Here is a 12,549-nt window from a genome sequence, read left to right as displayed (position 1 = left end):
TGCAGGCGGTGTGCGATGGGAGGTCCTAGCGCCAGTAGTCGTTGGCCGCCGCGATCGTAGCGAACTCCGCGGCGACCACGTGGGCGATGGCGACCAGCGCCAGCGGGTCCTCGGCGTAGACGGGCCGCAGCCTGGCCCGCACCTCGGCGTCGGGCTGCGTCGCCTTGACGGTGCTCCGGGCCAGCTTGATGGCGAGGTCGCGGCCCTCCTCGACGGTGGGGGTCACGAGTGAGAGGCGTTCCGTGGTCGTCATGGCGAGGTCTCCTCGGTCGAGTTCATTTGTCCACGAATTATTAGTGCACGAAGTGATTCGCGTCAAGCGTGACGCCGGCGCGGGGTGTGCCATCGGCCCGGTGGACGTTCGCGATCGACGACGATGCTCCATTCGGCAGTAGATAGGAGTCCGATCGACGTGCGTTGATGGGGAGGAGGGTTTTTACAACGTTGTAGACTCGAAGGGAATCTCACCGATGAGGAGAGTCGCCCCCGTACTCGTCGCCCTGCTGCTGGCGCTGGGCGTCGCGCCCGGTACACCACCCGCGGGAGCCGCCGAGGTCGTGCACGGCTTGAAAGGCGAGTACTTCAGCATGTCCGCGCCGGGCGCGCGCGACTTCGCGACCCTCGCGGGCACCACGCTCGACTGGGAGGTCAACCACTCGGACCTGACGTCGGTGTTCGGGTTCCTCGCGGGGCGCACCGAGCACACGACCGCCCGCTGGACCGGGCAGATCGCGGTGCCGCAGACCGGCGACTACACGTTCCACGCCATCGGTGACAACGGGTTCCGCGTGCTGATCGACGGCCAACCCGTCATCGACCACTGGGTCCCGGACTGGGACAGGGAGCAGACCAGCGCGCCGGTCACGCTGACCGCGGGACGCCAGTACGACTTCAAGCTGGAGATGTTCCAGGACACCGGCGGCGCCAACATGTTCCTGCGCTGGTCCAGCGCGAACACCCCGAAGCAGATCGTGCCGCTGTCCGCGTTCACACCACCGTCGGACTTCGACGTCGTGCCGCGCACGGCGAGCGTTTCCGAGAACGGTCGCACCCTCACCGCGGACTTCGACGGCCGCGTCTCGGGCACCGGCGACTTGAAGGACCACCTGCGGATCGAGGTCGACGCGACGCCGATGCCGATCTCGCGGATCACCGCGAACCGCGGCCGGGTCACGGTCCGGTTGGCCGAGGAGGTGCTGAAGAGCCAGCGGATCAGGATCTACTACGACGGCGCGGGCGCGTTGGCCGTGGACGGCAAGAAGGTCGCGAAGACCGCGCGCACCGTCACGAACACCTCGGTCGAACGCCTCAGGACGCCGTGGGGCGAGAAGGTCGACACGCGCAACCCGCTGCCGGAGTACCCGAGGCCGCAGTTGGAGCGCGAGAAGTGGGTCAACCTCAACGGGCCGTGGGAGTTCTCCGCCGCCAAGGCGGGCCAGCAGCCGACGTTCGGCGCGAAGCTGCCGGAGAAGGTGATCGTGCCGTTCCCGATCGAGTCGCAGCTCTCCGGGCTGGAGCGGCACGAGGACCACATGTTCTACCGCCGCACGGTTTCCGTCCCGCGCGACTGGCGCGTCGGTGACGGGCAGCGCCTCAAGCTCAACTTCGGCGCGGTCGACCACGAGGCCAAGGTGTGGGTGAACGGCAAGCTCGTCGCCGAGCACTCCGGTGGCTACACGGCGTTCAGCGCGGACATCACCGACGCGCTCAAGCGGGGCAACGAGCAGGAGATCGTCGTCGCGGTCACCGACACCACCGGCCCGTACCAGCCCAAGGGCAAGCAGTCGCGCAACCCCAGTGGCATCTTCTACACGCCGTCGTCGGGCATCTGGCAGACGGTGTGGATGGAACCCGTGGCGGACCAGGGGATCGACGAGATCAAGACCACCCCGGACCTCACCACGAGCACGCTGGCCATCACCGCCAAGTCCGCCGGGAACGCCACCGTCACGGCGGTCGCCAAGGACGCGCGCGGCAGGCAGGTCGGCACGGTCACCGGACCGGCGAACTCGCCCCTGGTGCTGCCGGTGCCGAACCCGCACCTGTGGACGCCGGACGACCCGTACCTGTACCAGTTGGAGGTCAGGCTGGGCGGGGACCGGGTCAAGAGCTACTTCGGCATGCGCTCCACCGGCATCGCGAACGTCGGCGGCACGCCGAAGCTCACCCTCAACGGTCAGCCGATCTTCAACCTGATGCAACTGGACCAGGGCTTCTACCCGGACGGCCTGAACACCGCGCCCAGCGACGACGCGCTGGTGTTCGACCTCAAGGCGCAGAAGGACCTCGGGTTCAACGCGGTCCGCAAGCACATCAAGATCGAGCCCGCCCGCTGGTACTACCACGCGGACCGGCTGGGACTGCTGGTGTGGCAGGACTTCGTGTCCGTCGAGAACGGCAGCAACCCCGTGGCGCAGCAGGCTTTCCTCACCGAGAGCCGCGAGATGATGCGGCAGATGCAGAACCACCCGTCCATCTACGCCTGGATCGTGTTCAACGAGGGCTGGGGCGAGTGGGACCGCACCGCCACCGGGCAGATCGCCGACGACGTCAAGGCCGCCGACCCCAGCCGGATCGTCAGCGCCCACAGCGGGGTGAACTGCTGCGACTCCAAGGGCGACTCGGGCAGGGGCGACGTCATCGACCACCACGACTACAACAACACCGACCCGGCCCGTCCGGACGGCAAGCGCGTCGTGATGGACGGTGAGCACGGCGGTTTCACCCTGCGCACGCCGGGCCACCAGTGGCCGGGCAACCCGATCGCGATCTACAGCGGCACGGCGAACAAGGCGGCGCTGACGGCGAAGTACGTCGACAACACCCGCACGTTCTACCTCGGCCAGGCCCACCAGGAGTTGTCCGCGTCGATCTACACGCAGGTCACCGACCTGGAGGGCGAGCTGAACGGCCTGTGGACCTACGACCGCAAGCGCATCAAGGTCGATCCAGGTCCCGTCCGTGAGATCAACCGGCGGGTGATCGAGGCCGGGGCCAACGCGGGCAAGCCCTACCCGTACGCCGGGCGCGGCGAGTGGAACCTCGACGAGCGCAGGGGAGTCACGGCGAAGGACTCCAGTGGCGGCAAGAACCCGCTGACGCTCACCCCCACCGGCGCCGTGTTCGAGGACGGCGCGGTGCGGTTCTCCGGCGGGTCCGCGGACACCTACGGCCCGGTCGTCGACACCACCGGTGACTACACGGTGTCGGCGAGGGTGCGGCTGGACGCGGTGCCCGACAACTACCAGACCGCGGTGAGCCAGGACGGCCGGGAGCGGGAGAACCCGTTCTACTTGCAGTACGGGCAGGGCGGGTTCCTGTTCAGCACGCCCGGCGGCAACCGGGCGCGGTTCGAGGTCGTGCCGGAGGTAGGCCGCTGGTACGAGTTGACCGGTGTCCGCGCGGGCAACGAGATCAGGCTCTACGTCGACGGGGTGAAGGTCGCGACCGCGCCTGCCGGACCGGCGCTCGTCAGCACCGGCGCGTTCACGGTCGGCCGGGCCAAGTACGAGGGCCGCAACGTCGACTTCTGGCAGGGCGCGATCGACGACGTCGAGGTGGTCGGCCGTGCGCTGACCGACGCGGAGGTGGCGCAGCCGGAGTAGACGACTCCAGGTCCACCCGAACCGAAAGCCGGTGTCCGGACGAGTCGTCCGGGCACCGGCTTTCGGTCAGGTGGAGAAGCCGCCGTCGGCGTTGATCGTCGCACCCGTGAGGAACGCGGCCTCCGGGCTCGCCAGGTAGGCGACGAGACCCGCGATCTCCTCGGCCGTCCCGTAGCGGCCGACCGGTGTCGCGGGCAGCATCGTCCGCGACGCCTGGCCGTCGGCGGGGTTGGTCTCGGTGTCCACCGCGCCCGGCTGGACAATGTTGACCGTGATGTCCCTCGGCGCGAGTTCCCTCGCCAGTCCGCGGCTCAGCCCGGCGAGCGCCGCCTTGGTCATGGCGTAGACCGCCATCTCCGGGAACGGGTTGCGGTCGGCGAACACGCTGCCGGTCGTGATGATCCGGGACCCCGGCCCCAGGTGCGGCAGCGCGGCCTGCACCGTGACGAACGTGCCGCGCACGTTGACCGCGACCACGCGGTCGAAGTCGTCCAGGTCCAGTTGCCCGGTGGCGGCGAACACGCCGATACCCGCGTTGTTGACCAGGACGTCCAGTCCGCCGAACTCCTCGACGACGCGCGCCACGGCCGTCCGGACCTGCTGGGGGTCGGCGTTGTCCGCCTGGAGCGCGAGGGCGCGCCCACCGCGGCCGACGATGTCGGCGACCACCTCGTCGGCCGCGGTGGACGACGTGGAGTAGGTGATGGCGACGGAGCCGCCGTGGTGCGCGAGTCGGCGGGCGACGGCCGCGCCGATCCCGCGCGATCCGCCGGTGATCAGCGCCGTCCGTCCGGTGAGGTAGAGGTTCTCCGCCTGTCGACTGTCGACGCTGGTCATGCGGGTTTGACCGCCTCGACGTGCTCGTCCAGCCAGCCGCGGAAGGACTGCAAGCGCGGGTTGAGGGCGCGGACCCGGTCCAGGTCACGTGCGCCCACGAAGTCCTGCTCGCCCTCGACGTAGAACTGGAACATGTTGCCGAGTTCCTCGCCCGCGGGCACTCCCAGCGAGCGGAGCTGGTCGTGGGTGAGGGGTCGGTAGTCGACCGGCTCGCCCAGCGCGTCGGCGAACGCGGCGGCGTACTGCTCGCCGGTCAGGTGGTCACCCGCGATGCTCACGGTCTTGCCCACGTACTCCTGGCCCGCGGCGAAGATGCCGTAGGCGGTGCGACCGATGTCCTCCGCCGCGACACCCGCCAGCCTGGCCTCGCCCATCGGCAGCGTCAGCACGAGCCGCCCGTCCTCGCCCCGCGTCGGCCCGGAGCCCTGGGTGAACCCCTCCCAGTAGAACGTGGTCCGCAGGTAGGTCGTCGGGACGCCGGAATCGCGGAAGAACGCGTCCGCCTCGGCCTTGGCGTCGAAGTGGGGGACCGTGTAGCGCTCTTGCAGGACCGGCACCCGCGGGTCGGACACCGGGATCACGTCGCGCGTGTCCTCCAGCGTCGACCAGACGACGTGGGCGACACCGGCCGCCTTGACGGCGCGCGCGGCCGTCGCGGCCTGCGCCAGTTCGACGTCCGCGGAGAAGGACTCCCAGAAGTTGGTCACCACGTAGACGCCGTGGGCGCCCTCGAACGCCCGGCGCAGCGAGTCCTCGTCCTCCAGGCTCGCCTCCACCACCTCGGCGCCGCGTTCGGCCAGCGCGCGGGCCTTCGCCGTGCCCGCGTCGCGGGTGATGGCCCGCGCGGTGAACGGGCCGTCGGGGTCGTCCAGGATGGCCCTGACCAGGCCTCCGCCCTGAGCGCCTGTCGAACCCAGCACCGCGATGATCTTCTTGTCGCTCACGAGAACTCCCTCTGCGGTGTCGACGCGCCTGTGCGGCGACTTGCCTAGTTAAACAGGTAAGTTGGCGGAGAATTCCGAGGGGGATTGTGAGCTGGACCACGGTGCTGGGGCGCCTCGTGCGGCCGTCCGGGATGGACGGGGAGCATTGACCCGTGTCCCGAGAACGAGGTACGAGGAAGCTCCCGAACGCGGCGCTGCGCGGGCCCGTGAGCCATGCGCTGTTCCGGGTGGTCCGGCTGCACCGGATGCTGGCCGGTCACCTGCTGCGCGACCTGGGCCTGCACCGCGGTCAGGAACTGCTCCTCATGCACCTGTGGGACTCCGGCCCGGTGCGCCAGACCGAACTGATCGCCGTGCTCGACTCCGACTCGGCGACCATCACCAGGATGGTGCAGCGCCTGGAGAAGGCGGGCCTGGTCGAGCGGGCACCCGATCCCGCCGACGGCCGGGCCACCCTGGTGTCCTCCACGTCCGCTGGCGACGCCATGCGGGCGGCGATCGAACGGATGTGGCACGACCTGGAGGCCTCGACCGTCGGCGACCTGCCCTCGACCACGCTGAACCCGCTGATGGACGCGCTCGCCGCGGTCGAGGTCAACCTGTCGGCCGCGGTCGCCAAGCCCGATCGCGCGTGACCGTTCGGATCGACTTGAGCAGGACGTTAGGCGCCGGGCACGAGGACGACGACTTTGCCCGGTAGCGGGCCTGTGGCGGCTTGTGCGTGGAGTGCGGGCAGGTCGGCCAGGGGTACCCGCTGGGCGATGTCGACGTGCAGGTCGCCGCTGTCGACCAGCTTCACGAGTCGGGAGAGCTGTTCGGCGTCGCTGCGGACGAAGAGGTTGATGCCGCGTACGCCGCGGTCTTCGTCGGTGGGTGCGGGCATCCACACCGTGGTGTTGACGACGACCCCGCCGGGGCGGACGAGGGTGGTCAGTGCGGCCAGTTGTTCGGGGGCGACTGGGGCGAGGTTGAGCACGACGTCGACCGGTTCGGTCACGGCGGTGGACAGCGCGGTGGTGGTGTGGTCGACGATCTCGTCGGCGCCGTAGGTCTTGGCGCGCTCGCCGGTGCGCGGGCTGGCGGTCGCGGTCACGTGCGCTCCGGCCCACCTGGCCAGTTGGATGGCGTAGCCGCCGACCGCTCCGCCCGCGCCGTTGATCAGCACGCGCTGCCCGGCAGCCAAGCCGCCGTGGTCGAAGAGCGCCTGCCACGCGGTCAGGCCGACCACTGGGAGTGCGGCGGCGTCCGGGAGCGGGATGCTGGTCGGTGCCGGGGTCAGGATGTCGGCTGGTACCAGGATGTACTCGGCTGCGGCTCCGTCGTCGGTCATCGGCAGGAACCCGATGACCTGGTCACCGACCGTCAGGCCGTCAACGCCCTCGCCGAGCGCGTCGACCGTGCCGGCGACATCGCGGCCGGGCGTGTGGGGCAGTGCCACCGGCATGGGGCCTTGCATGTTGCCTGCGCGGACGCCGGCGTCGATGGGGTTGAACGAGGTCGCGGCGACGCGGAGGCGGACCTGTCCAGCGCCTGGTGCGGGGATGTCGACGTCTTCGTAGTGGAGGACGTCGGGGTCGCCGAAACCGTGGAAACGCACTGCCTTCATCGGGGGCCTGCCTTCGTTCGAGTGGGGCTTGCTTCGAGTTCGAAGCATCTGAGGGTTAAGCTACCACTTGCTTAGAATTCGAAGTAAGTGGTGTCCGTCACCGGAGGCGGGGCCGTCCTCGTGCCCCCGGATCTTGCGTCCCACCGCTGTCCGGTCTCCACGTCCCGCGGTGCTCACCCGTGCCCAGCCCTGCCCGCGCCGGATCATCCGGATGGCTTAACGTTCGTCCACTCCACGGAACACGGACCCGACGACAGGAGCGCGGAGTGGGTGCGACGGGACTGGCGAGCAGACTGGCCGCGGCGCGGGCCGGTGCGCTGGTGGGCAGGGAGTCGGAGCGGGCGGTGCTCGACCGGATGCTCACGGGGGAGGCGAACGCCCCGCTCGTCGCGTACCTCCACGGTCCCGGCGGCATCGGCAAGTCCTCGCTGCTGCGCTACGCCGCCCGCCAGGCGGAGGCCGCAGGCCGTCTCGTCGTGCACATCGACGCGCGCTTCCTCGACGCGGATCCGCGCCGCATCGAGGAAACCGCCGCGCCCGCGTGCGCCGCGCCCGGCGCGGTGCTCCTCATCGACTCCTTCGAGCACTGCCAGCCGCTCGAACCGTGGCTGCGCGACACCTTCCTGCTCCGGCTCGCCGAAGGGGCGCTCGTCGTCCTCGCGAGCAGGGCCGCCCCCGAAGCCGACTGGTCGGTGGACCCCGGCTGGGCGGGGCTCTTCGCCGACCTCGCCGTGCGACCGCTCGACGTCACGCAGTCCGACGCCCTGCTCGCTGCTCGCGGTGTCGCGGCCGAGCGGCGTGGCGCCATCGTCGCCTTCGCCGGGGGCAGCCCGCTCGTGCTCTCGCTCGCCGCCTCCGTGCCCGCCGAGACGTTGGGCGCGAGTCCGCTGTGGACTCCGACGGGCAACGTGCTGACCACCCTGGTCGAACGGCTGGTGGGTGAACTGCCGAGCACGGCTCACCGACGTGCCCTCGAAGTCGTCGCGCAGGCCTACGTCACGCGGGAGTCGTTGCTGCGCGCGGTGCTCGGTGACGAGGACACCGCGACGGTGTTCCCCTGGCTGCGCCAGCTCCCGTACATCGAGGCCACCCCGGAAGGATTGCACCCGCACGACGCGGTGCGGACCACGCTCGCGGCCGACCTGCGCTGGCGGGACCCCGAGCGGTACGAGGACGTGCGCGTGGGGATCTCGATCGCGTGCCTGCACGCCGTTCGCGGCGCCTCGGAGGACGACGCGCTGCTGCGGGTCGCGGAGTGGATGTTCCTGTTCCGCGACCAAAGCGCTGTGGACGACCTGTACGACTGGCGGGCGCACCCCCACGTCGAGGACACCCCCTTGCGCCCGGACGACGTGCCCGACGTCCTGCGCATGGCGGAGGAAGCGGAGGGGCAGGGGTCCGCGCAGGCCGTCGCGCACTGGGTTCGCCGCCAGCCGCAGGGTTTCCGCGTCTACCGGTACTCGGGCCGCTCGACGCCCGTCGCGTTCATGGCCATCCTGCGGCTGGAGGCGCCACTGCCCGAGGACCGGGCCGAGGACCCGCTGATCGCGGCGCTGTGGGACTTCGTGCAGGCGGTCGCCCCGCTGGGGCGCGGCGAGCACCTGGGCATCCGCCGCTTCGCCGTGCAGCCCGGCAGGCACCAGCGGCCCTCACCCCTCATGGACCTCATCAGCAGGCGCACCATCGCGGCCGAGATGAGGACCCGCGGGCGCGCGGTCACGTTCACCGTCTTCGAGGACGCCGAGCGGTGGCGGCGGTACCTCGCCGAAGCCGGGCTGATCGAGGTCGTGACGGTGGACGTGGGCGGCCGGGAGCAGCACGTCTTCGGCAGGGACTGGCGGCGGCAACCGGTGGAGGAGTGGGTGGAACACCGGGCCCGCGCACTGGCCGAACCCGTTGCGGGATGGCCGGGAACCCCGTCCAGCCCGGCCGACGACCGCGCCGACGGCTTGTCGCGCGTCGCGTTCGAGGAGGGCGTGGTCGAGGCGCTGCGCACGTGGCGCACTCCGCGCGAGTTCGCGACCAACGTCCTGCTGCGCTCACGCCTCGTGCCGCGGAAGTCGACCGACCCCGTGACCGACCTGCGCGCCACCTTCACGGCCGCCCTGGACGCGATGCGGGTCGATCCGGCGGGCGTGAAGGCGCACGAGGTGCTGACCGCGACGTACCTCTCGGCTTCCCGCACCCACAAGGCGACCGCCCGACGGCTGGGAGTGCCCTACGGCACGTACCGGCGCCACCTCGCCCTGGCCAGGGACCGACTCGTCGAACACCTGCTGCGCCACAGGTCCACGGCACCCGGCACGGGGTGAGGCGGCTGTCCGTCGTGCCCGTGAATCCAGCGGACACGGAGGTCGTCCGGTCGCTAGAGTCGCGGAATTCCGTCCGGCTGGGGAATCGAGGAGAACTGATGGCCACCACGATGACCGGGGCTTCCGCTCGCCCCAGGTGACCGCGGTCGCGGGCCGGTAGTGCCGCGCGCGCAGCAGTGAAGTCAGCGCACATCCCGGTCGCCGGGGGCGAGGTGACACGTCATCACCGGCCCTTGGCGCTCTTCGGCGTCTTCGTTCGCCCTCCGGGAGTTCTGCTGTGTCCGCTCGTCATTCCACCGGTCGCGCCGTCGACCGGAACGTCCGCCTGCTGAGCTGGTTCAACTTCTTCGGCGACTTCCGCCTGTACGGGCCGATCATGGTCATCTACTTCGCGCAGGTCACCGGTTCCTTCACCGCCGCGACCAGCCTCCTGGCGGCGAAGATGCTGTCCTCGGCGGCATTCGAAGTCCCGACCGGGGTGGTCTCCGACCGCCTCGGCCGACGCGGCACGATGATCGCCGGTGCCGTCGTCATGGTGGCCGCTCACCTCGGGTACGCCTGCGCTCCGGGTTACGGCCTGCTCCTGGCGGCTGTCGTGCTGGAGGGGTTGGCCACCTCGCTGTGGAGCGGCAACAACGAGTCCCTGCTCTACGACACGCTGCTCGAAGCCGGTCGGGAGGAGGAGTTCCCCCGGCACTCGGGCCGGGTGAACTCGATGTTCCAGATCGCGCTCGCACTGGCGGCGCCCCTGGGTGGCGTGGTCGCCGGCGCGTGGTCGCTGCGTGCGGTGGTCGTGCTGTCGGTCGTGCCGCAGGTGTTGTGCGTGCTCGTCGCGTTGCGGGTGCGGGAACCGCGGGTGCACGGCCCGCTGGAGTCGACCGTGCTGGTGCACCTCGGATCGGCGCTGCGCGGCATCCGCCGCAATCCGGTGCTGCGCCGGATGACCCTGGTGTCGGCGCTTCGCCACGGCGGCGAGAGCGCGGCCCAGTTGTCGCCCGTTTTCGTGGCGGGGCTGTGGTCGCTCTGGGCGCTGGGACTGTGGCGCACCTTCGGCCACGGCGTGGCCTTCGTCGGCTTCCGCGTCAGCGGTCGGGTGATCGGCCGGGTGGGAGCGGCCCGGACCCTGCTGTTCGGTGAGCTGTTCGACAACGTGGTGAACTTCGTGGCACTGGTCAAACCCACGGTGTTCTCGCCCGTGCTGCTCGGGTCACCGGCCTACGGCGTGTCGACGATCGCCCAGCAGACGTTGTTGCAGCGCGAGTTCACCGACCGGGAACGCGCGACGATGGGATCGCTCGCGTCGCTGCTCGGCAGCGTGCTCTACGCGCTCATCGCACTGGGCGCCGGTCTGGTGGCGGACCGCTGGGGCATCGTCGCGTCGTTGCTCGCGATCCAGGCGGTGGTGCTGGTCGCGCTCCCGCTCGCCTGGTGGGTGCACGCTTCTCCGCACCGGGCACCGGGACGGTGACGGGTCACGTCCGTGCGCGCCGATCCCGTTGCGCGGCGAAGTCGTGCAGTTGGGTGAGGGTGTCCTCGATCCTGTCCGGGTCGATGAGGATCGGGATGAGGCCGGTCCGGTCGTCGGGGAGCGGGATGGTGTCGGCGCACTGGTAGGCGCCGTACCGGTTCCACAGCGCCGCGTTGCGGGCGGAGGTGGCGACCGCGAACATGCCCGCGCCGTGGTCGAGGCAGGAGGTGATCACGGCCAGCGCCAGGCCGATGCTGGTCCCCTTGCCCTGTGCCTGGGGGAGGACGCCGGTGAAAGCGCTGTAGACGTGGCGCGGCAGCGTGGCGGGGTCGGCGGGCTGGATCCGGGCCAGGTGCAGGCAGCGCTCGTTGGCCGGGCCGGTGGTCGCGGTGACCCGGTCGCGGAACCGTTGGCACGCCTCAGGTCCCGGCGCGGTGTCGGGGGAGTACCACACGGTGGCACCGGTGCGGTCCGCGGACACCGCGGCGGTGCCACCGTGGTCCAGCGCCAGGTCCACCTCGGCACGCAGGTAGGCGCGCAGGAAGCGCTCGCGGTCGGTCAGGGTGCGGGGGATCGCCCAGGTGTAGACCGGGTCGTCGGCGAACGCGGCGGTGAGGATGTCGACGACCTCCGCGCGGTCACGGCTCGGCCGCGCGACGAGGTCCACGTGATCGGTGGCCGTGGCGTGCGGGGAACCGACTGGTGTTGCCATGTGCATCGACTTCCTGTCATCGGGTGAGGGCGGTTCCCGGACCCGCGGGCGACTGCTTCGTGTCAGGGCGAGGTGAAATGACCCATGACGTGGGCGACGAAGGCCTCGGGGTCTTCGAGCAGCGGCGTGTGACCGGTGTCGAGCACCACGGCCCGCGCCGTCCCGTGGCCCGCGGCGAGGTCCAGCCCGGCTCGCGCGGGCGTGAACACGTCGTGCTGCCCGCAGACCACCAGCAGCGGGGCGGTGATCCGGCGGGCGTTCCGCATCACGGCGGAGTGCGCGTTGAGGCCTCGGCGCAGCGTCGCGGCGGTGTGCGGCAGCCGGAGCGCGTCCTGGACTCCGGGGGTGATCGCCTCGGCGAGGGCCCGCCGGTCGCGCGGGCCCAGGGTGCGCTCGCAGATCACCTCGCACAGGTGGGCGATGCGGCCCTGTTCCACCAAGTCCACCGCCAGGGTCAGCAGTTCCAGCGTTTCCGGCGGGAGTTCCTCGCACACGTTGGACAGTGCTACCCGCGCGACCCGGTCGGCGTGGCGGTCCGCCAGCAGGCAGGCCAGTCCGGCGCCGTAGCAGTAGCCCAGCAGATCGACCCGGCCGATGCCCAGGTGGTCCAGTGCCACGAGCACGGCCTCGGCCTGGATCTCGTAGCCGGTGGCGGTGACGTCGTCGAGCCGCGACGCGCTGCCGAAGCCCGGCAGGTCGAAGGTGAGGACCGTGGCGTCGGCGGGGAGGCGCGCCTCGACCTGGCCCCAGTCGTGCATGTCCATCAGGGCGCCGCCGAGCAGGACGATCGGCGTGCTCGGCGAAGGCCGTGAGGCGGTGCGCACGCGGCACGCGAAGTCGTAGCCCGCGACGGTCAGGCGGTGGACCTGCTCGCGCGCGGCGATGCCGGTGGTCACGCCTCCCCGCCTGCCCCGCGTGAGGTCACTGTCGGTGACGTCGGTCCGCTGGTGGGCGGCAGGCTCGGTGATGGGCAGGAAGTGGTGCCCGCGTTGTCCCGTGTGCGCATGGTAGCAAAAAAACTACCACCAGTGAGACGTGCTGGTCGTGCGGGGTTGCTGAAGCGGT

The 12,549-nt window shown here is 70.8% G+C and carries 10 protein-coding genes; 4 read left to right on the top strand and 6 right to left on the bottom strand.

Features of this window, described 5'->3' with window-relative positions:
- Window positions 1-25: 25 nt before the first annotated feature.
- A complete protein-coding gene (locus NZH93_RS08780; protein WP_259622462.1) occupies window positions 26-253 on the bottom strand; it encodes a hexameric tyrosine-coordinated heme protein in 228 nt (75 codons plus the stop codon).
- A gap of 217 nt (window positions 254-470) precedes the next feature.
- On the opposite strand from NZH93_RS08780, the gene NZH93_RS08775 reads away from it, so the two are divergent.
- The gene (locus NZH93_RS08775) at window positions 471-3,605 is read left to right on the top strand and encodes a LamG-like jellyroll fold domain-containing protein (RefSeq protein ID WP_259622461.1); all 3,135 of its coding nucleotides are present in this window, start codon (window positions 471-473) and stop codon (window positions 3,603-3,605) included.
- Window positions 3,606-3,671: 66 nt separating this feature from the next.
- On the opposite strand, the gene NZH93_RS08770 is transcribed toward NZH93_RS08775, so the two are convergent.
- Both NZH93_RS08770 and NZH93_RS08765 read right to left on the bottom strand, forming a co-directional pair.
- Window positions 3,672-4,442: an SDR family NAD(P)-dependent oxidoreductase gene (locus NZH93_RS08770; RefSeq protein WP_259622460.1), complete on the bottom strand. Its 771-nt coding sequence runs from the start codon at window positions 4,440-4,442 to the stop codon at window positions 3,672-3,674.
- On the bottom strand, window positions 4,439-5,386 hold the full coding sequence (locus tag NZH93_RS08765) for an NmrA/HSCARG family protein (RefSeq protein WP_259622459.1): 948 nt from the start codon (window positions 5,384-5,386) through the stop codon (window positions 4,439-4,441). The genes NZH93_RS08770 and NZH93_RS08765 overlap by 4 nt, the downstream gene beginning before the upstream one ends.
- Before the next feature lie 152 nt (window positions 5,387-5,538).
- On the opposite strand from NZH93_RS08765, the gene NZH93_RS08760 reads away from it, so the two are divergent.
- A complete protein-coding gene (locus NZH93_RS08760; protein WP_259622458.1) occupies window positions 5,539-6,021 on the top strand; it encodes a MarR family winged helix-turn-helix transcriptional regulator in 483 nt (160 codons plus the stop codon).
- A gap of 26 nt (window positions 6,022-6,047) precedes the next feature.
- Here NZH93_RS08760 and NZH93_RS08755 read toward each other — a convergent pair whose 3' ends face one another.
- The gene (locus NZH93_RS08755; protein WP_259622457.1) at window positions 6,048-6,992 is read right to left on the bottom strand and encodes an NADP-dependent oxidoreductase; all 945 of its coding nucleotides are present in this window, start codon (window positions 6,990-6,992) and stop codon (window positions 6,048-6,050) included.
- Window positions 6,993-7,258: 266 nt separating this feature from the next.
- Here NZH93_RS08755 and NZH93_RS08750 point away from each other — a divergent pair, with 266 nt between their 5' ends.
- Entirely contained in the window at window positions 7,259-9,304 is a 2,046-nt protein-coding gene (locus NZH93_RS08750; RefSeq protein ID WP_259622456.1) for an ATP-binding protein, read from the top strand.
- 277 nt (window positions 9,305-9,581) lie between these two features.
- Complete coding sequence (locus NZH93_RS08745) at window positions 9,582-10,772, top strand: MFS transporter (protein WP_259622455.1); 1,191 nt, start codon at window positions 9,582-9,584, stop codon at window positions 10,770-10,772.
- A gap of 4 nt (window positions 10,773-10,776) precedes the next feature.
- Here NZH93_RS08745 and NZH93_RS08740 read toward each other — a convergent pair whose 3' ends face one another.
- Together NZH93_RS08740 and NZH93_RS08735 are read right to left on the bottom strand one after the other, a co-directional pair.
- Window positions 10,777-11,484, bottom strand: a complete 708-nt coding sequence (locus NZH93_RS08740; RefSeq protein WP_259622454.1) for a hypothetical protein — start codon at window positions 11,482-11,484, stop codon at window positions 10,777-10,779.
- Window positions 11,485-11,546: 62 nt separating this feature from the next.
- A complete protein-coding gene (locus NZH93_RS08735) occupies window positions 11,547-12,380 on the bottom strand; it encodes an alpha/beta fold hydrolase (protein ID WP_259622453.1) in 834 nt (277 codons plus the stop codon).
- Window positions 12,381-12,549: the final 169 nt, after the last annotated feature.

Source organism: Umezawaea endophytica (genome assembly GCF_025061645.1).
In the GTDB taxonomy this organism is placed as follows: Bacteria; Actinomycetota; Actinomycetes; order Mycobacteriales; family Pseudonocardiaceae; genus Umezawaea; species Umezawaea endophytica.
Note: the sequence above shows the minus strand (reverse complement) of the source record. Positions and strands in the feature narration are given on the sequence as shown.

Coding starts and splice junctions, on each gene's coding strand:
- NZH93_RS08780 (WP_259622462.1), bottom strand. CDS start 253: ATGACGACCACGGAACGCCTCTCACTCGTGACCCCCACCGTCGAGGAG.
- NZH93_RS08775 (WP_259622461.1), top strand. CDS start 471: ATGAGGAGAGTCGCCCCCGTACTCGTCGCCCTGCTGCTGGCGCTGGGC.
- NZH93_RS08770 (WP_259622460.1), bottom strand. CDS start 4,442: ATGACCAGCGTCGACAGTCGACAGGCGGAGAACCTCTACCTCACCGGA.
- NZH93_RS08755 (WP_259622457.1), bottom strand. CDS start 6,992: ATGAAGGCAGTGCGTTTCCACGGTTTCGGCGACCCCGACGTCCTCCAC.
- NZH93_RS08740 (WP_259622454.1), bottom strand. CDS start 11,484: ATGGCAACACCAGTCGGTTCCCCGCACGCCACGGCCACCGATCACGTG.